Here is a 20,305-nt window from a genome sequence, read left to right as displayed (position 1 = left end):
GGTATTGTTTCGCAAAAAAACAACTATTTCACCGCAGGGCACGGAGGCGCAGTTTCTCCGTGATACTTCATGAAGCACGGGCCCCGGTAGGCTTCCAGCAGAGAAGATGTGCAGATATTCCGATCTGAGCTGTTTACAAAGAAACAAGGCTCCACGTCGCCGTTCGCCGCAATCTGGCAGAAGTACCGGCCGCCGGCCACACAGCCGCCGATCAGTTTCCGGTCCTTGCAGAAATGCACCGTCATAATCGGCATCGTCTGACGGACCTCCACCGAGCGGCGGTAGACCCGGTCCGCCTCATCCGGCAGGCAGGAGATCAGGAAGGCAAGCCGGACCCCGTGCCGCACCAGGTCCCGGAAGAATTCATCCGTATCGAAACGGTCCTGGTTCTCTCCGGAATAGAGACAGGACACCGCATACGGAATCTTCATTCTGCGCATCAGATCCGTCTTCCCGGACAGCCGTTCACCCATCACAGTGTCCTTCACTTTCAGGGTGACGAACAGATTCTTCACCCGCAGAATCTGACGGCAGAAGTCCTCATCAATCCCTTCCCCGTCTGTGATGACCGTGAATTCGCAGTCCTGATGCTTATTACAGAGTGCGATGATCTCCATCTTCGACTCCAGCGGCTCACCGCCCCGGAACAGGAAGGCAAATGTTCCCAGCTCCTTCGCCTGTTCAATCACATCATCCCACAGGTCGAATCCCAGACTGTCCTTCCCGTTATCCAGATCAATGGCGATGGACCAGGGAATATTACAGTCGAACCGGAACCGGTTCTCCTTCGCCTTGCTGGCCGCCAGCGCATTGGCGTTGATGATCAGATTCTCGAACAGCGTCTTCCGCACTTCATCGTCGATATCGGTCCACAGGCTGGTCAGCAGCTGATACCAGTTGTTATCCTTGTCCTCAATAATCTTCCGGAACACTTTCCGCTGCTCCGTCAGAACGTCCGGGCTCATATAAGTATCCAGCCAGTCCAGCAATTCCGGAAGATGCTTCTCCGGATCCGTTTCCAGAAAATGGTACATGGACATCAGTCCCAGTTTCTTGATTTCATTCCCCACACTGCTCATGTCTTACTCTTCCTGCTCTTTCTCTTCGTTGCTTCCGCATGGGGCGGATTTCCCGCCCTGTTCGGCTCCCTCACGCCGGCTTCTCTCTTCCGCCTTCACGTTTTCCGGCAGCCATACCTTACTCCGGTCGAATTTCATCAAAGAATATTCCAGCGTGCCGTCCATGATCCGGAACAGCTTCCCCCGCTTCTCCTGGGACAGTTCCGGCATACCGGAGCCGATCCACTCCGCCAAATTGCCGATCACGGAGTATGTGATGACCCGCACCACCATATCCTGGTCCTCTTCACTGATGTCGATCTCCAGACTGTCCCGCAGATTCACCGCCATGGTGGAGACCGCCGGGGTCAGAAACTGCCCCAGGAAGCGGTCCAGCTGCCTGCGGTCCAGGGAGTAATAGGTATTCATTATGAAAGACTTCTCCTCCAGGAAAGACCGTATGATCCGCTCAGTCAGTTCCTGCCAGTTCATATCCTCCGGCCCCTCCGTCATATACATTTCCGCCGCCTGCCGGAACATCCATTCCACCAGATCGTATACATCGTGGAAATGATAGTAGAACGTCTGCCGGTTCACACCGCAGTCATCCGTGATGTCCCGCACCGTGATTCGGTCGAGGGTCTTCCTCGTCAGCAGCTTCTTCAATGAATCCGCCAGCTGCCGTTCTGTTTTTCCTGCCATTCGGCCCCCTTTCTCCCGCACTGCGGCACATCGTCAATTGAATTATTATTGTAACATATTTCGACAAAAAAAACAGCCGCGGGTCTCCCCGCGGCTCCTCACGCCCGTTCGTCCACAGGCAGGGGCTCCTACTGCTCCGGCTTCTCATCCCGGCTGCCGGAGACTTCCTCCCGCCGGATATCCATGTCCTTCGGCAGAACCAGATTCAGGAAAATGGCAATCAGGAATACCACCGCCACCACATTATTGGCGAATACGGATCGGGCCAGCTCCGGAAACGCATGCCAGATCCCGGTCTCTCCGGAAGTGGTGAAACCGATGCCCACCGCCAGGGACAAGGATGCGATGGTGATGTTCCGCTGACTGAATCCGCACTTGGCGATCATCTGAATGCCGGAAGTCAGAATCGTTCCGAACATCATGATGGTGCATCCCCCCAGCACTGCCTGGGGCAGAGAGGCGAAGAAATTGCCCACCGGAGGCAGCAGTCCGGCGACGATCATCACACAGGCTCCCGTCATCAGCGTGAACCGGTTCACTACCCCGGTCATATTGATCAGCCCCACGTTCTGGGAGAAGGAAGTCACCGGCGGGGTGCCGAACAGGGAAGAGATGGCCGAGGCGTATCCGTCACAGGCGATCGACCCGGCGATTTCCTTTGTCCGAATATCCCGCTTCAGTCCGGCATTCACCAGCGCCGTGGTATCCCCGATGGTCTCCGCCGCAGACACCAGGAAAATGATGCAGGTGGAGAAGATCGCACTGCCGTGGAATTCCGGCTTGTACGGCATCAGATGAGGGAAAGCCACGATTCCGCCGGACAGAATCTGGGACAGGTCCACCTTCCCCAGAATAACCGCCAGGATGTATCCCACGATCAGCCCTGCCAGAATGGACAGCTGCTTCTTGTATCCCTTCATGAGGCTGGTCCACAGCAGGCAGACCAGCAGGGTGACCGTAGCGATGATCAGATTCTTCGGGGAACCGAAGTCCTTCCCGTAGCCCCCGCCGAAGGAGCGGGCCCCCACGCTGAACAAGGAATAGCCGATGGACGTCACCACCGTGGCCGCCACAATGGGAGAGATCAGCCGGCGCCAGTATTTCGCAAACAGTCCCAGTGTTCCTTCGAAGATGCCTCCCGCGAGCACCGCTCCGACCACGGCAGGATAGCCGTAATTCGCTGCCACGGATCCCAGCACGGCCACGAAGGTGAAACTGATTCCCATGACGATAGGCAGTCCCGAACCGACTCTCCACAGGGGGTAGAGCTGGATCAGGGTCGCAATGCCCGCCACGAACATGGCGTTCTGCAGCAGCATGCCGATTTCTGCCGGAGACAGGGCCGGCCGGGCGGAGGCGGCAATCATGGTGATCGGGGTCAGGTTCGCCACGAACATGGCCAGCACATGCTGCAGACCGAAGGGAATGGCTTTCCCGACCGGTACCCGTCCGTCCAGGCGGTAGATATTTTCGATGGAGGAATGGCTGCTCATGAAATCCTTTCTGTCTGTCTTCGGAGGCGGGAACAATTATGCGTCTGCTTTTCCGTCGGAACCCAGAACGTCCAGGATCTTGTGTTTCACAATTTCCTTCACAAACGCTCTGCCGTCGCCGATATACTGACGCGGGTCGAAGTGGTCCGGATGCTCCCTCAGGTGCTTGCGGACACCGGCGGTCATACCCAGACGCAGGTCGGTGTCAATGTTGATCTTGCAGACAGCACCCTTCGCCGCTTCCCGGAGCTGATCTTCCGGAATACCTATGGCATCCTGCAGCGCACCGCCGTTTTCGTTGATGATCTTCACGTATTCCTGCGGAACCGAAGAGGATCCGTGAAGGACAATCGGGAATTCCGGCAGACGCTTCGCCACTTCGTCCAGAATGTCCAGACGCAGCTTCGGGTTCGTGCCCAGCTTGAACTTATAAGCGCCGTGGCTGGTGCCGATGGCGATGGCCAGGGAATCCACCCCGGTTTTCTCCACAAATTCCTGAACCTGATCCGGATCCGTGTACATCGCCTTGTCATGGGCCACGTTCACATCATCCTCGATACCGGCCAGGGTTCCCAGCTCCGCTTCCACAACGCATCCGTGGTCATGAGCGTACTCCGCCACCTTCTTCGATGTGGCGATGTTCTCTTCAAACGGCAGACCGGAAGCATCGATCATAACAGAAGTGAAGCCGCTGTCCACACAGGCCTTGCAGATGTCGAAGTCCGCACCGTGATCCAGATGCATGACGATCGGAATGTCCGTGGATTCCACCGCCGCCTGTACCAGGTGCATCAGATACTCGCTGGTGGCATACTTCCGTGCCCCGGCAGAGGCCTGCAGAATCAGTGGTGAACGGAGTTCATCCGCCGCTTCCACAATACCCTGGACGATCTCCATATTATTTACATTGAATGCGCCCACTGCATATCCGCCGTGATACGCCTTACGGAACATTTCTGTGGATGTAACTAATGCCATTGTATTACCGCCTTTCTGTAACTGGTCCGCCCTGCCGCGGAGCCCGGTATCGGGAAGGCCCGGGCTCCGGCTCCCGCCGGCCGCCCCGCCGTTCCCCTAAATACTACTTTATAGTATAACTGGTTTCGCTGCGATTGTCATAGGTTTCCGCAGAAAATCTGCCCCGGAAGCCGGCCCTCCGGCCTCAGGACCTGCCCCCTTTCCGGTCGTCCGGGACGCCGCCCTGCCCGGAGCGAAGCTCCCGGATCCACTTCATCACCTCCGGGTGCTTCCGCATGAGTTCCTGCTGATGCAGTTCCCGTTCCTTCATATAAATCCGGAACAGTTCCGGATCCCGGCGGCGGAACCGTTCTTCCCGCCGGATACGCCGCTGGACGATCCGCCGGAACAGTTCGTGGTCCACATTCCCGATCTCCGCATCCAGAGAGGCATGGTAGCGGGAGATTTCTTCACGAATACAGCATACCTGATCCTCGGAGAGATGCTTATCGGCAATCAGCGATGCGAACTGCATTTCCAGTATATCCAGCAGTCCCTCTTCATCTTCTCCGCTCCAGGCTGTGCCGAAGACTTCCTCTTCCACCCGGGCCAGTTCTTCTCTGGAAAAGGATCCGCCCTCCAGCAGATGCTGGGCAAATGTCCGGGTGAATTCCTGCATTTTCGCATCGGCCCCTTCGCCGAAAAGCCATTCGTATTCTGACACCAGTTTCGTCACGCCCACCGGACGGAAGGTGATCTGTTCCGGAAGCAGCGGCCGGCTGCCGGACCGCACGGTCCGGCGCCCGAACTCCCCCGCCTCCCCGGAGACAGCATCCCGGTCCGGCTCATTATCCCGAACGAATACCAGATTTTTCCCTTTGTCCTCCCGCTCCGGACCGGCTGCCATCTCCGGAACCGCCAGGTACCGGTCGTACGGAGCATGAATGCCCAGGAGATCCAGCGCATTGCTCATGGCCGGCACCAGGCACCCGTCCCGGAACAAAGGTGCCGCACGGTAGGCCCGGAGCAGATCGTTCAGGGTGCCGTCGTGGCCGGTGAGGAAGAAGCGGATTCCCTGCTTTTTCAGACGTTTTTCGATGCCCACCAGCCGCTCCGTGGCGGTGATGTCGATGGAGCTGACCGCCCGGGCGTCCACGATCACCCCCCGGGTGTCCCCGTCCACCGCCGCTTCCAGCTCCTGCTGGAACAGATCGATGTTGGCGAAAAACAGCTGCCCGGTGAACTGGTACAGCACCACCCCCCGGATCGGCAGGGCTTCCCGCATGCGCTGAAGGGGCCGGAATTCGTCTTTCCCCGGAATGCAGCCCAAGAAGGCGGTCTGGGGCCGGGAGGCTCTGACCACCACGGTGAAGAAGGACAGAATCACGCCCATCACCACGCCGTAGATCGTTCCCAGAAACAGGACAGTGAAAAACACGATCCAGAAGATAACGAACTCCGTCCGGTCCACCTTCATCAGCTGTCTGGCGATGTGGAACTCCGTGGACCGGATCAGGGCGGCAATGACGATGGCGGTGAGCACCGGCACCGGCAGATATCCGATGAACCCGGTGGCAAACAGCAGAATTCCCAGCATGGTCAGTGCGGCTGTCACGGACATCATCTGGGATTTCACCCCCAGACCATCGGCGATGCCGGTGCGGGACACGGAGCCGTTCACCGGACAGGAGCCGGACAGGGCAGAAACCAGATTCGCCGCAGCATAAGCCAGAAGTTCCCGGCTGTTGTCGATCCGGTCCCCGTAGCGCTGAGCGTAGTTTCCGGTGGACAGCAGGGTCTCCGCCACGATAACGGCGGCGATGGATACGCCGGACACCAGCACCTGCCGGAAGTGGCCGCTGAGCACATGCACCTGGGGGATCAGGAAAACCGGAAGTCCGGGCTTCACCGCCGGCAAAAGGAGAACGCCCCGGTCGTCCACATGAAAGACCAGGGTCAGAAGCGCCCCTGCCCCCATCATGATCACGGACATGGGGATCCGGGGCGCCACTCTGCCGAAAATCAGGATGATGGCCACAGTGGCCAGTCCCAGAATCAGGCTGAGAAGACTGAAGTGTGCCCGGGCCTGCTGATGGATCCAGAGAATCAGTTCGATGAGTTCCCCGTGTCCCGGTTTCCCGCCGAACAGCTTCGGAATCTGCATGATGATGATTTCGCAGCAGATTCCTGTGACGAATCCGCCCAGCACCGGCTTGGAAATATACTTCGCCAGTTTTCCCGCCTTCATGATCCAGAACAGGAACAGCCATCCGGCGGTGACCAGAGCGATCACCGGTACGATGCGCAGGGCTTCATCGGACTCTGCGGCGATTCCCATGGATGCCAGCATGCCGCCGGTCAGGGCTGCCGGAGCGGCATCCACGCCGAAAACGAAGCGGGGGGACGAGGTGATCAGTCCGTACACCAGGATCGGCAGCAGGGAACCGTACAGTCCGTAAACCGCAGGCAGTCCGCTGACCTGGGCATATCCCATGGAAATCGGAATAGATACCAGTGCGACGATGATGCCCGCCGGAATGTCGTACCGGAGGTTTTTCAATTGATAATGCTTCAGGAACATTTACCTTCTTCTCCCTTCCCGCAGCATTTCACTGCAGTTTCACTTTCGCTGACTAACAGAATAGCACCATCCAGCGGTCTTGTCCATGTACGGCCCTGTCCGCATGAAAACAGGGCCCCGCCCCGCAAATGCGGGGATCAGAGCCCTGTTGAAAATGGGAGATCAATTTCTGATTTTCCGTCACAGTCCGATCAGATCGGGCCGTCTGTATTAAGCCGTCTTCTGATCTGTCAGTTCGGAGATGTCCTTTCCGGTTTTCTTCATTGCCTTCACCTCATCGAAGTCCCGGAGAACCTGCTCCGCCGGCGCCGGCGTCAGGAGGCTCACCACAACGATGCACAGAAGGCTGATCAGGAAGGAAGGCAGCAGCTCGTAGATGCCGAACACACCGCCCAGGGTGGAAATGCCGAACTTCCAGATGAAGATCATGGCGCCGCCGGACAGCACGCCGGCCACTGCGCCGTATACATTCGTCCGTCTCCAGAACAGGGCGCACAGCATCAGCGGTCCGAAGGACGCACCGAATCCCGCCCATGCGAAGGAAACAATCCGGAAAATGGAGCTGTTCGGATTCCATGCGAAGATCAGCCCCAGAATCGTGATGCCCAGAACCGTCAGACGGGCAATGGTGATGCTCTTCTTGTGTTCCATGTTCTTCACAATGAAGCGGCGGATGATGTTTTCCGAAACACTGGAGGCCGCCGCCAGCATCTGTCCGCTGGCAGTGGACATGGTGGAGGCCAGAATACCGGAGAGGATCAGTCCGCCCACAATGGCTGCCAGCGGGTTAATCCGGCTGATGGTATCGGCAATGTATACAATGATCCTTTCTGCATCGAAGTCGGACCGGTTCAGCAGGCCCTGCTTCGCGGCAACGGTATATCCCAGGACGCCGATCATCACGGCAATGCCCATGGAAATCACCACCCAGCTGCTGGCAATGCGGCGGGACGTCTTGATCTTCTTGTCATCCGCAATTGCCATGAAACGCAGCAGAATATGGGGCATTCCGAAGTACCCCAGACCCCAGGCGAAGTTCGATACGATCCGAAGCGGTGTGTAGGATCCGTCCGGGGCATTCAACCGGAAGTATCCCGGAACCACAGAATCCGGAGCGTTCACTGCAGCGCCCCAGCTTCCGGCAGTGTGAACACAGAACCACAGTACCACGATCAGTGCGATGGACATGATGATGGACTGGACGAAATCCGTGAAGGAAGAAGCCAGGAAACCGCCCATGATCGTGTAGCAGGCAATGACCAGGGCGCCCACAATCATGACCGTGTGGTAATTCACGCCGAACAGAGTGTTGAACAGCTTGCCCACGGAAGCGAAACCGGAGGCCGTGTACGGAACAAAGAAAATGACGATAATGACTGCGCTGATGAACAGCAGCACCCCCTTCTTCTCACCGAACCGGTTGGAGAAGAAATCCGGGATCGTATTCGCTTCGATGTGCTCGGAATAGATCCGGAGCGGCTTGGCAACGATCAGCCAGTTCAGGTAAGTACCTGCCACCAGGCCCGCCGCCGTCCAGAAAGCTTCTGCGAAGCTGCCGTTGCCGCCGATGATGCCGAACAGCGCAACCCCCGGCAGCCCCATCAGCAGCCAGGAGCTCATATCGGAGGCCTCCGCACTCATGGCGGTGACCATCGGTCCCAGCTGGCGGCCGCCCAGATAATATACATCTGTGGATTTGTTCTTCTTCGATACGTGTGCGCCGATTGCGATCATGCTGAGCATGTAGACAGCAATCGTGAGCACCTCGAGGATGATAGACATAAATAATAATTCCTTTCTGTTAACACAATTTCTCTTCCTGCAATGTCACAAATCAGAAAAAAAGAATGGCACCCGGTCCTGCTGCGCTCCCCGCGGCCACCGGCCTGCGTGTACCCAGCTTAACAAGTGCCAACACGAAAGTGACATTCGCTTGCATTAACAGTATAGGCACTTAATCCTGTCCCGTCAACACCCAATTGTGAAATTCATAACGCTACCCTGTATTTCCGAATATTCCGGCTCCAGGAATTTCCTGCTGCTCCGGCAGGAAACCGCCCCGCAGCGGCGGGATGATCCGGATTCCGCCGCAGCAAGGCACCGCGGGCACCGGATTTCTCCGGCACCCGCGGCGCCTATCGTTGAAGAACTTATCACAGATCCGAAATCGGATTCTGCTTACTGCTTATGCCGGCTCGTTCTTCGCTCTGTTCAGTACGCATGCTTTCATGCTTCGACTGAAATGCTGTGTTGTGTAATTCTCTTCCGTTTGCCTTGGAATTGTACCGGATGCTACTCATCCATTTCCGCTTCCTTCATGGCCAGGTCGTAGACGGCGGATTCCTTCTCTTCCGCACCGCCGGTCGCCTTCGTGACGATGACGGCAACGATCAGGCTGGCGATGAATCCAGGAACGATTTCATACACACCGGTGGAAGCGGTCAGGGTCAGGAACCATGCGATATCCACAGCGAATCCGGTGATGACGCCTGCAACAGCACCCTTGTAGTTGAAACCTCTCCAGAACAGGGACAGCAGGATTGTCGGTCCGAAGGCCGCACCGAATGCGCCCCACGCATTACCCACCAGATCCATGATGGCCTGTGCGCCGGCTCCTTTGGAGGAAGCAATCAGGAAGGCGATCACGGCGATGACGATGACAACGATCCGTCCCACCGTCAGTGTCTCCTTGTCTGAAGCGTTCTTACGGAAGAACGGCTTATACAGGTCCGCCGTAAAGGAACTGGATGCCACCAGCAGCTGGGAGTCAGCTGTGGATACGGATGCTGCGATGATGGCTGCCAGAAGCAGTCCCGCAATGGCCGGCGGGAAGTACTTCCGGGCCATGACGATGAACACCATCTTCTGGAGGCCGCTCGGCAGCAGCTCGTCTGCCACCAGCATCCTGCCCATATATGCGATCAGGCAGGCAGCTCCCAGAGAGATGATGACCCAGATGATCGCTACGATGGATGATTTCTTGATCATAGACGGTTTCTCAATGGACATGAACCGGACCAGGATGTGCGGCATACCGAAGTAACCGAGTCCCCAGCCGAAGCCGGTGACAATGTCCTGCCAGCTGGCATCGAAGAGTCCGGATCCGAAGGAACACTTCACCACGGCGCCGGATGCGTCGGTGTACTGATACATCTTCGCCAGAAGCCCCGTGTCCAGGGTCTGCTTGGTGGCAATGATGACAATCGGTACCGCCATCAGTGCGCCCATCATCAGAAGTCCCTGGAAGAAGTCGGTCCAGCATACAGCCTTGAATCCGCCCAGGAAAGTGTACCCGATGATGATCAGTGCGAAGATGATCATCACGCTTCTGGCAGAAGCCCCCGGGAACAGCTGCTGGAATACAGAGGTACCGGCAACGAATGCAGAAGCAACGTAGATTGTGTAGGCGAACAGGAAAATCAGAGCACAGATCACCTGCAGCGCCTTCGATGTGGAGTCAAACCGGTTCGCCAGGTACTGCGGCAGTGTAATGGAATCCTTCGCTGCCTTCGAGAAGGTTCTGAGCCGCTTCGCACAGAGAATCCAGTTCAGTGCGGTGCCCAGCGCCAGACCGATGCCAATCCACATCTGTCCGAAACCGAATGCCAGAATAGAACCCGGAAGACCCATCAGCAGCCAGGCCGACATATCCGATGCCTGGGCGGACAGCGCCGTGACCCACGGTCCCATGGAACGGCCTCCCAGGAAGAAGTCCTCCTCGTTCTTGTTCGATCCGTTAAAATAGAAAATCAGGGCGACGCCCATCAGTGCTATGAAATACGCGAAAAATACTATAAGCTCCCAATTCATAATCTCACCTTCCTAACCTGGTGTCCGTTCTCTGATCTCCCACCCCAGCACCCGGGACAGGTGCTGATTCATATGTCCGGCCGATTCTTCCGGCGCCCGGGAGTAACGGAATCTCTGTAGCGACAAGTTTCGTCAACGATTCTGGGACAATAACGAACATACTTCGCGTTCATAGTGGCAACTCTTTAGTGCCAACATATCGTATCTTTAGTATAGCCTCTGATAATTAAATGTCAAGTATTAATAGATTACAATTTTCAGACTATTAATTGTGCACGCCGCCGGTACCCGGTCATCCGGGGGATTCCAGGCCCGCACATATAAAAAAAGAGACGCATTCTGCGTCTCCTGTGGAGCGGGCAAAGGGAATCGAACCCTCACTACAGGCTTGGGAAGCCCGCTTTCTACCATTAAAATATACCCGCTTATTCCGGGCCGGTTTCCGCCGGCCCGATGAACTTACTTGATTATTATACAGGAAAATGCTTGCCTCTTCAAGCCTTATTCCATGCTGCTGAGCACATCCTTCATTTTCTGCGGCAGAATCCGGCACTGGGTCATCGGCATGGCCGCCAGGGAAACCCGGAGCCCGTCACCGAACGGAATCGTGAAGGCGTGTGCTTCTTTCTCCAGCTTCAGTCCGACCTCTTTCGCATTTTCGCACGGTACCACTGCGAAGAATCCGCCGTTGTACGGCAGCATATCCAGGCCGCACTTCGATGCTTCCTCCCCGAACGCAGCACCCCGGGCCAAAAGCATGTTGCGGATCTCCGTCCGTTCCGCCGTCACACGCTCCAGCAGCGCCGGATCCTCGTAGATGTGCTCGATGATAGCCTGTCCCGCTCTGGCACAATTGGACCAGGAAGCACGTCCGGAGTACTCGGTGACCCGGGAGAACTCTTCTGCCGTGCGTTCGTCCGGTGCCAGTCCGATCAGCGCCCCGCAGCGCATGCCGTAGAGGGTGAAGGTCTTGGAGAAGCTGTACGCCAGCAGCGCCATGACATTGTCCGGCAGTGTGTCGAACAGCGGCAGGAATGTGCGGACGTCATCTTCATCCCCGGCGAAGTCAATATAGGCCGTATCCGCCACCAGGGCAATCTTCTTTGAAGAAGGCAGCGCCGAAAGAACGGCGATCACAGACTTCCACTCATCATCGGTCAGCCGGTATCCGGTCGGGTTCTGGCCCGGCGAGTTCAGAATGATCAGCAGAGTATCCTGCTTCTCTGCCAGCCCGTTCACATGACTGCGGAACTCCTCCACATCGAAATTCCGGTCGTTGTCAAACAGCCGGAACGTCTCCACAGAGCGGCCGATCTCACCGGCGATCTTCCCGTACGGGCCCCAGTGCCAGTCCGTGGTCAGGATCGTGTCACCGATGGAACTGTAGTTGCCCACTGCCAGGCGGAGTGCGCCGGTTCCTCCCGGTGCGGCGCAGGCCCGGGGGATCCGCTTCAGAGTATTATTCTTCAGTGCCGCCTGAATCGCCGCCTTCCGGAATCCCGGCGTGCCGGCGATCGGTGCATAGTTAGCATACTCCTCCGGCTTCAGTGAACGGTACACCTCGTCCACCGAGGCCAGAACCAGCAGGTTCCCCTGGTCATCCAGCAGTTTTCCGATCGTCGCATCGATGACATTTTCCTTGCCGTATTCCCGGATGCACTGACTCGCTCTGGTGTTCACACCGAAGATGGCATCCTCCGTCGGAATCGTTCTGCCGTTCTGGGATGCAAGAATATACTCTGCCATAATTATTCCTCCTCTATTTCATAACGTTATTGGACGATATATAAGCAATTTCAAAGGTCAAGCTCCGCTTCATCGTACCCGGATCCGGACGAAATTGATATTCTTCCCTGCCGCCGCAAACTTGTCCTCATATTCCGTGGTGATCAGAGTTTCCGGATCCCGATCCCGGTGCAGATCCCGGGTCATTTCCTCAATCTCCATCTTCGGCTGCAGTTCGATCTGCTCCAGGGAGAAATCAAACAGTCCGTCGTTGTCGGTCCGAAACTCAATGAATCCCCCGGAGCGCAGCACACTGGCATACTCCGAAAGGTAATTTCCGGAAGTGAGCCGGCGCTTCTCGTGCCGGGATTTCGGCCACGGATCACTGAAATTCAGATAGATCCCGTCCAGCTCCCCCGGACCGAACACCAGAGTGGCGTCATCGATATAGGACAGCATAAACCGCACATTGGTGACCCCTGCCCGCTCCGCTTTCTGAAGAGCGTGGTAAGCCACGCTCCGGTGCCCTTCCACCGCCAGGTAGCAGACCTCCGGGTGCGCCTTCCCCATGCCGGCGATGAACTGTCCCTTTCCGCAGCCGATTTCCGCACAAAAAACCCGGCGTTCCCCCGGTATCCCCGGTTTCCCAGTCTTCCCCGGAATCTCCGTCTCCCGGAAGAGCTCCCGCCACCGGCCCTTTCGGGACACCGGATCATTTTCCACCAGACCGGCGTAGGCCTCCAGTTTTTCTTCAAGATTCTTGATTTTCCGCTGTCTCACAGGAGAATCCTTTCTGCGATGATCCAACCCAGGAATGCCAGGACCAGAAGCAGCGCCACATAGTCGAATTTACGAAATTTCATCTGGTGCAGCCGGGTGCGCCCCACGCCGCCCCGGTAGCAGCGGGCTTCCATGGCCATGGCCAGGTCCTGGGCGATCCGAAATGCACTGACGAACAGAGGCACCAGAATCGGGATCAGCGCCTTGGCCCGGCGGATCAGACTGCCGGTTTCGAAGTCGGCGCCCCGGGCCTGCTGCGCCTTCATGATCTTGTCCGTCTCGTCCAGCAGCGTCGGAATGAAGCGAAGGGCGATGGACATCATCATGGCGATGTCATGGGTCGGCACATGAAGCTTAGCCAGGGGGGACAAAAGTTTCTCCATGCCGTCGGTCAGACTCAGTGGCGTGGTGGTCAGGGTCAGCATGGAAGATCCGATGATCAGCAGGATCAGCCGGATGGCCATGAATACGGCCACGTAGACCCCCTGATCCGTGACCCGGAGCACGCCGATCCGGAGCAGCGTATGGCCGTCGATCATGAACATGTTCAGCAGGAATGTGAACAGGAGGATGATCAGAATCGGTTTCAGCCCCCGCAGAATGAAACTGAGGGGAACCCGGGAAACGATCACCACCAGCGCCAGAGCCGCCGCACAGACGGCGAAACCGAAGAAGGCATTCACGATGAACAGTTCGATGATGAAGAGCAGTGTGGCGATGATCTTCACCCGGGGATCCACGTTGTGGATCAGGGAAGATCCCGGATAATACTGCCCGAGTGTAATATCTCTGATCATTGGGACGCCTTCTTTCTGAGGAATGCGACGATCTCGTCGGCGGCCTGCTGCATGGTCAGCGTTTCCGGATCCACCGGAATCCCTTTCCGGTACAGCTCCCGGATGAACGCCGTCACCGGCGGCACATCCAGTCCGAACCGTTCCAGATGCAGCTTCCGGGAGAACACCTCCGCCGGTGTTCCCACGGTGACCAGTTTTCCCCGGTCCATGACCAGCACCTTGTCACTGACCCGGACGACATCGTCCATGTTGTGTGTCACGAAAATAATAATGTTCTTCTCTGCCTGATGGACATCATGAATCATGTTCATAATATCCCGGTGGGCGCCGGGATCCAGTCCCGCCGTCGGCTCATCCAGGATCAGCACCTGGGGTTTCATGGCAATGACGCCGGCGATGGCCACCCGGCGGCGCTGGCCACCGGACAGATCGAAAGGGGAACGGTCCTTCACATCGCCGTAATCCAGCCCCACCATGCGCAGGGCCTGCTCCACCCGCCGTTCGATTTCCTTCTCCGAAAGTCCCAGATTCTTCGGGCCGAAGGCCACATCCTTCGCCACGGTTTCCTCGAACAGCTGATACTCCGGATACTGGAACACCAGCCCTACCCGGCGCCGCACGTCCAGCATGGATACCCCCGGCTTCGTGATGTCCGTTCCCCCCACGATGATGCTCCCTTCCGTGGGCTTCAGCAGCCCGTTCAGATGCTGCACCAGCGTGGACTTTCCGGAGCCTGTATGACCGATGATGGAAGCGACTTCCCCGTCATAAATATCAAAATTAATATTCGACAGCGCCCTTTCCTCATCCGGCATCCCCTGATTATATATATGTGTAAGATTCCTTACTTGAATTGACATATGAAATCCACCAGATCCTCCTGGGTGATAACGTTCTTCGGCACCTTCACGCCCTGGTCCCGGAGCCGGTCCGCCAGCTCCACTGCCATGGGCACATCCAGATCCACCGACCGGATTTTCGCCGGCTCCGAGAAGACCTCTTCCGGCGTTCCGTCCATCAGCACATCTCCGTCGTTCATAATCACGATGCGGTCCGCCCGGACCGCTTCATCCATGAAATGGGTGATCAGCACGATGGTGGTGCCTTGTTCGTGGAGGTGCTCGATGATCTTCATGATTTCCTTCCGTCCCTGGGGGTCCAGCATCGCCGTGGGTTCATCGAAGATGATGCACTTCGGCTTCATGGCAATGACACTGGCGATGGCCACCCGCTGTTTCTGTCCTCCGGACAAAAAGTGAGGGCTCTTCTCCCGGAATTCATACATATTCACTGCGGTGAGGGACTGATCCACAATTTCCCGGATTTTCTCCGGCTCCACCCCTAAATTCTCCGGTCCGAAAGCCACATCGTCCTCCACAATGGAGGCCACCAGCTGGTTGTCCGGATTCTGGAACACCATGCCGGCGGCCTGCCGCACGTCCCAGATATGTTCGTCATCCTTCGTATCCCATCCATCCACCCGGACCACGCCCTCCGTCGGCAGCAGGAGTCCGTTCAGGTTCTTCGCCAGTGTGGACTTTCCGGAACCATTCCGGCCAATGACAGCCGTGAAGCTCCCCGGCTCCACGGACAGATCGATGCCCCGGATTGCGCTGACGGTTACGTTTCCTTCTTCTGCGGCGCGGACATAGTCGTATCTCAGGTTTTCGATGTCGATGATACTCACGATTTTCCTCCCCGTTCCGCCGGACCCGCCGGCAGAATAATACACGGATTCCATTATACTAAAAAACCCCCGCCGCCGCAACCAAGGGGACGGGGGATCGGCCGGAATCCGGCCGGTTACGCCGACGGACGGTTCAGAATATCCATGAACTCGTCACCAGTGATGGTTTCATGCTCGTAGAGGAACTGGGAGATTCCATCCAGTTTCCGCTTGTTTTCGGTAAGCAGCTTCTTCGCCAGTTCATGCTGCTGACGGACGATCTCCACCACTTTTTCGTCAATCGCTTTCTGTGTTTCGGCAGAACAGGTCAGCTGGGTGTCTCCTCCCAGGTACTGGTTCGTGGCCGTCTCCATGGCCACCATGTCGAATTCATCGGTCATGCCGAAACGGGTAATCATGGACCGGGCCAGCTTGGTGGCCTGCTCGATATCATTGGACGCACCGGTGGTGATGGAACCGAACTCCACCTCTTCTGCTGCCCGGCCGCCGGTAAATGTGGCGATCTTCGCCAGCAGTTCTTCCTTCGTCAGGAGGTTCTTCTGATCCTCCTCCACCTGCATGGTGTAGCCCAGCGCACCGGAAGTGCGCGGGATGATGGTGATCTTCTGCACCGGAGCAGAGTGACTCTGGAGCGCCGCCACCAGGGCATGTCCGGTTTCGTGGTAGGACACCACCAGTTTCTCCTGGGTGGAAAGAATGGCGTTCTTTCTCTGGTAACCGGCGATGACCACTTCGATGCTCTCTTCCATATCTTCTTCCGTGACCACCCTGCGGTTATTGCGCACCGCCCGAAGTGCCGCCTCATTGACAATGTTCGCCAGTTCGGCGCCGGACGCTCCGGCCGCCATCCGGGCGATCGTGTGGAAATTTACATCGTTGCCCATACGTACCTTCCTGGCATGGACCTTGAGAATTTCCTCTCTTCCCTTCAGATCCGGAAGCTCCACCGGTACCCGGCGGTCAAACCGGCCCGGACGAAGCAGCGCCGGATCCAGGGATTCCGGCCGGTTGGTGGCTGCCAGAATCATGACGCCGTTATTATTTTCGAACCCGTCCATCTCTGTCAGAAGCTGGTTCAGAGTCTGTTCCCGCTCGTCGTTCGTAGACAACTGATTGTCCCGTTTCTTTCCCACTGCGTCGATTTCGTCGATGAACACGATACAAGGGGCCTTCTCCTTCGCCTGTTTGAACAGATCCCGGACCTTAGAGGCACCCATGCCCACGAACATTTCCACGAACTCGGATCCGGAAATGGAGAAGAACGGCACATTGGCCTCCCCGGCCACCGCCTTCGCCAGCATCGTCTTTCCGGTTCCCGGAGGCCCCACCAGCAGAACGCCCTTCGGCATGGAAGCGCCGATGGCCGCATACCGCTGGGGATCGTGCAGGTATTCCACGATTTCCTCCAGATTTTCCTTCGCCTCATCCTCTCCGGCCACATCACTGAAGTGAATGCCTTCCGTGGAGGCCACATACAGCTTCGCATTGGATTTCCCCATGCCGAACATCATGGATCCCGGTCCGCCGCCGGCCCGGTCCATCATTTTCTGGGACATCCGCCGGCCCAGCCAGGCGAAGATCAGGAACGGAAGGAAGAACATCAGCAGATTCACAATGACATTGGTGATTCCGCTGTTCTCCTGAATGTCGTTGGTGAACCTGGCGCCGGAGGAATACAGACGGTCTGTGAGATTCTGGTCCTCCATCTTCCCCGTCTTGTAAACCTGCTGCTTCTCATTTCCCATGAGATCCGATGTGGTGGCCGCACTGCTGCCGCCCGCATCCTTCTTCAGGGTGAACAGGATTCGGTTGGACTGTACCTCCACCCGGTTGATCTTCTTCTGTTCCGTCCATTTCATAAAGGTGCTGTAGTCCACCTCTTTCAGCTTCGTTCCGTTGAAATACGGTACCGCAAACAGATCGATCAGCAGCAGCGCTACGATTATGATTATGTAGTACACAAGCATGGGCTTGCGCGGATTTCTGACCTCTTTCATTCCCAATCCTCCATGTGCCTGCCGGGCCCGGCCCGGCCATTCCCAAATGACTGCTACGTATATTATTTGACAATAATAACATAACGAAACAGGATAATCCCCAGAATCAGTCGTCTTTCACGGAAACTTCACAGGTTGCGCACGTTTCCCGGCGAAGTGAGTGGGACCTCCTGAGATGAACCATCATCCGGAAGTACGCGATAACCAGAACAGCCGAGGTCACCGCCCAGCTGATCGGATACACCGACAGCAGATTGCCCAGCGTCCTGAAATGCGGGAAAACCAGGAACACCCAGCTGATCCGGACACCGCAGATCCCGATGACGGATATAGCTGCCGGGATGACAGAATATCCGTATCCGCGCATAATCCCGCTCATGACTTCGATGAAGGCGTCCAGAATATATATCGTCAGAATGGCACGCACCCGGATCTGTCCGTACCGGATGACCGCCGGATCCTTCGAAAAAATCCCCAGCAGATCGGCGCTGAAGTGAACCATCAGGAAAGACACGATGACGGTCAGAATCATGATCTCCGTCATGGCGTCCCGGGTGACCCGCCGGCACCGGTCCAGATCGCCTGCTCCGTAGTTTTGTCCAATGAACGTCACCGCCGCCTGACCGAAGGCATTCAGCATGAAATACTCGAAAATCTCCAGATTGTACCCCGCAGAGGAACCGGCCATAATGTCTGCCCCCAGACTGTTGACCGCCGCCTGCACGATCGTGTTGGAGATGGAAAACACAATGCCCTGCACCCCCGCCGGCATCCCGATCTTCAGGATCCGTCCCATGACAGACCGGTAGATCCGAAGGCGGCGGATGTCCACGTGAATCCAGGTTTTGTCCCGCACCAGCAGCACCAGAAGCGTCATGGAGCTGAAAATATTGGAGATCACCGTGGCGATGGCGACACCGTCCACGCTGCGGTGAAGTCCCACGACAAAGACCAGGTTCAGCGCCACGTTCATCGAACCGGCCAGAATCAGAACGATGAGAGGGGTTCTGGTGTCTCCCCGGCTCCGGAAAATGGATGCCTCGAAATTATACAGCATGATGAACGGCATGCCGGCGAAATAGATCCGGAGATAAACCGCCGCCAGAGGCGCCACAGAACCCGGAACCGCCATGAGCTCCAGAATCGGGCGAACGAAAATGAAGCCGACGCTTCCGGTGATCACGCCGCCCAGCACCGCAATAACGATGGATGTGTGCACCGCCTCGGTGACCCTCTTCCGGTCATTCCGGCCGATACTCTGGGCAATGACCGCATTGGCGCCGATGGACAGACCCACAAAAAAATTGACCAGCAGGCTGATGATCGGCCCGTTACTGCCCACGGCCGCCATGGCGTGTTTCCCCACGAAGCGGCCGATGACGGCGATATCCGCCGAATTGAACAGCTGCTGCAGCATAGACCCCGCCGCCAGCGGGAGGGCAAACATCAGAAGCTTGTCCCACAGAGACCCGTGGAGCATATCCAGATCCCGGCGCTTCCTGTGATTCTCGGTTTTCAGATTCTTCTCGTTCATTCTCTTCGTTTTCCTCGATTCATTCCTCTGGAGAACAGAAAAAGCGGGGCTGCTGCCTCCGCATGAAATCATGCCTCGTGCAGCAGCTCCCGCTCGCATACGTTTCTGTGATGCGGTGCTGTTTCGATCTTTCGATTACTCGATGATCTCTGTTACAACGCCGGAACCTACTGTTCTGCCGCCTTCACGAATAGCGAATCTCAGACCTTCTTCGATCGCGATCGGTGTGATCAGAGATACTTCCATGATGACGTTGTCTCCCGGCATGCACATCTCTGTGCCTTCCGGCAGCTTCAGATCTCCTGTTACGTCTGTTGTTCTGAAGTAGAACTGCGGTCTGTATCCGTTGAAGAACGGTGTGTGACGGCCGCCTTCTTCCTTCTTCAGTACGTATACCTGGCCCTTGAAATGTGTGTGCGGGTGAATTGTTCCCGGAGCTGCCAGTACCTGACCTCTCTCGATCTCATCTCTCTGCACACCTCTCAGCAGCGCACCGACGTTGTCTCCTGTCTCTGCGAAGTCCAGTGTCTTTCTGAACATTTCCAGACCGGTTACAACTACCTTTCTCTTCTCGTCTGTCAGTCCGACCAGCTCAACCTCGTCGCCAACCTTCAGCATACCTCTCTCTACACGGCCTGTCGCTACTGTACCACGGCCTGTGATGGAGAAGATGTCCTCGATCGGCATCAGGAACGGCTTGTCGTTGTCTCTTTCCGGTTCCGGAATGTAGCTGTCTACTGCTTCCATCAGCTCAACAACTGCATCTCCCCACTTAGATGCCGGATCTTCCAGCGCCTTCAGTGCAGAACCTCTGATAATCGGTGTGTCATCACCCGGGAAGTCATACTCTGTCAGCAGCTCTCTGACTTCCATCTCTACCAGGTCCAGCAGCTCTTCGTCGTCTACCATGTCGCACTTGTTCAGGAAAACGATGATGTAAGGTACGCCTACCTGTCTCGCCAGCAGGATGTGCTCTCTCGTCTGCGGCATCGGTCCGTCTGTTGCAGCAACAACCAGGATTGCACCGTCCATCTGCGCAGCACCGGTGATCATGTTCTTAACGTAGTCAGCGTGCCCCGGGCAGTCTACGTGTGCGTAGTGTCTGTTCGGTGTTTCATACTCTACGTGAGCGGAGGAAATGGTGATACCTCTTTCCTTCTCTTCCGGAGCCTTATCGATCTGAT

The 20,305-nt window shown here is 56.9% G+C and carries 15 protein-coding genes and 1 tRNA gene; all 16 read right to left on the bottom strand.

The window, feature by feature from the left end; all coding sequences use genetic code 11:
- Positions 1-23: 23 nt before the first annotated feature.
- The gene (locus BLQ24_RS07170; RefSeq protein ID WP_090164139.1) at positions 24-1,079 is read right to left on the bottom strand and encodes a radical SAM protein; all 1,056 of its coding nucleotides are present in this window, start codon (positions 1,077-1,079) and stop codon (positions 24-26) included.
- A gap of 3 nt (positions 1,080-1,082) precedes the next feature.
- Complete coding sequence (locus BLQ24_RS07165; protein ID WP_090164135.1) at positions 1,083-1,760, bottom strand: TetR/AcrR family transcriptional regulator C-terminal domain-containing protein; 678 nt, start codon at positions 1,758-1,760, stop codon at positions 1,083-1,085.
- A 128-nt stretch (positions 1,761-1,888) separates the two neighbouring features.
- Entirely contained in the window at positions 1,889-3,253 is a 1,365-nt protein-coding gene (locus BLQ24_RS07160) for a uracil-xanthine permease family protein (RefSeq protein ID WP_090164169.1), read from the bottom strand.
- A gap of 36 nt (positions 3,254-3,289) precedes the next feature.
- A complete protein-coding gene (fba, locus tag BLQ24_RS07155; protein WP_090164133.1) occupies positions 3,290-4,231 on the bottom strand; it encodes a class II fructose-1,6-bisphosphate aldolase in 942 nt (313 codons plus the stop codon).
- A 184-nt stretch (positions 4,232-4,415) separates the two neighbouring features.
- Positions 4,416-6,791 (bottom strand): SulP family inorganic anion transporter, encoded by a 2,376-nt coding sequence (locus BLQ24_RS07150; protein ID WP_090164131.1) that lies wholly within the window; start codon positions 6,789-6,791, stop codon positions 4,416-4,418.
- Between the two features lie 210 nt (positions 6,792-7,001).
- Positions 7,002-8,573 (bottom strand): sodium/proline symporter, encoded by a 1,572-nt coding sequence (locus BLQ24_RS07145; protein WP_090164129.1) that lies wholly within the window; start codon positions 8,571-8,573, stop codon positions 7,002-7,004.
- Positions 8,574-9,083: 510 nt separating this feature from the next.
- On the bottom strand, positions 9,084-10,601 hold the full coding sequence (locus BLQ24_RS07140) for a sodium/proline symporter (RefSeq protein WP_090164128.1): 1,518 nt from the start codon (positions 10,599-10,601) through the stop codon (positions 9,084-9,086).
- A 351-nt stretch (positions 10,602-10,952) separates the two neighbouring features.
- Positions 10,953-11,026, bottom strand: a tRNA-Gly gene (locus tag BLQ24_RS07135).
- A 76-nt stretch (positions 11,027-11,102) separates the two neighbouring features.
- On the bottom strand, positions 11,103-12,347 hold the full coding sequence (locus tag BLQ24_RS07130; RefSeq protein ID WP_090164126.1) for a pyridoxal phosphate-dependent aminotransferase: 1,245 nt from the start codon (positions 12,345-12,347) through the stop codon (positions 11,103-11,105).
- A 69-nt stretch (positions 12,348-12,416) separates the two neighbouring features.
- The gene (gene trmB / locus BLQ24_RS07125; protein ID WP_173452727.1) at positions 12,417-13,106 is read right to left on the bottom strand and encodes a tRNA (guanosine(46)-N7)-methyltransferase TrmB; all 690 of its coding nucleotides are present in this window, start codon (positions 13,104-13,106) and stop codon (positions 12,417-12,419) included.
- Positions 13,103-13,903, bottom strand: coding sequence for an energy-coupling factor transporter transmembrane component T family protein (locus tag BLQ24_RS07120; RefSeq protein WP_090164122.1), 801 nt, complete (start codon positions 13,901-13,903; stop codon positions 13,103-13,105). The genes trmB and BLQ24_RS07120 overlap by 4 nt, the downstream gene beginning before the upstream one ends.
- Positions 13,900-14,763, bottom strand: a complete 864-nt coding sequence (locus tag BLQ24_RS07115) for an energy-coupling factor transporter ATPase (protein ID WP_090164120.1) — start codon at positions 14,761-14,763, stop codon at positions 13,900-13,902. The genes BLQ24_RS07120 and BLQ24_RS07115 overlap by 4 nt, the downstream gene beginning before the upstream one ends.
- A complete protein-coding gene (locus BLQ24_RS07110) occupies positions 14,748-15,644 on the bottom strand; it encodes an energy-coupling factor transporter ATPase (RefSeq protein ID WP_090164118.1) in 897 nt (298 codons plus the stop codon). The genes BLQ24_RS07115 and BLQ24_RS07110 overlap by 16 nt, the downstream gene beginning before the upstream one ends.
- A 62-nt stretch (positions 15,645-15,706) precedes the next feature.
- Positions 15,707-17,587, bottom strand: a complete 1,881-nt coding sequence (gene ftsH / locus BLQ24_RS07105) for an ATP-dependent zinc metalloprotease FtsH (RefSeq protein WP_090164116.1) — start codon at positions 17,585-17,587, stop codon at positions 15,707-15,709.
- 106 nt (positions 17,588-17,693) lie between these two features.
- Positions 17,694-19,121 carry an MATE family efflux transporter gene (locus BLQ24_RS07100; RefSeq protein ID WP_090164114.1) on the bottom strand — a complete coding sequence of 476 codons (1,428 nt, stop codon included), beginning with the start codon at positions 19,119-19,121 and terminating at the stop codon, positions 17,694-17,696.
- Positions 19,122-19,256: 135 nt separating this feature from the next.
- Positions 19,257-20,305, bottom strand: a 1,049-nt coding sequence (gene tuf / locus BLQ24_RS07095; protein ID WP_143004274.1) for an elongation factor Tu, incomplete at its 5' end; no start/stop codon positions are given.

The organism is Eubacterium pyruvativorans (genome assembly GCF_900102225.1).
Lineage (GTDB): Bacteria > Bacillota > Clostridia > Peptostreptococcales > Anaerovoracaceae > Aminicella > Aminicella pyruvativorans.
This window is presented reverse-complemented; position numbering and strand designations above follow the sequence as displayed.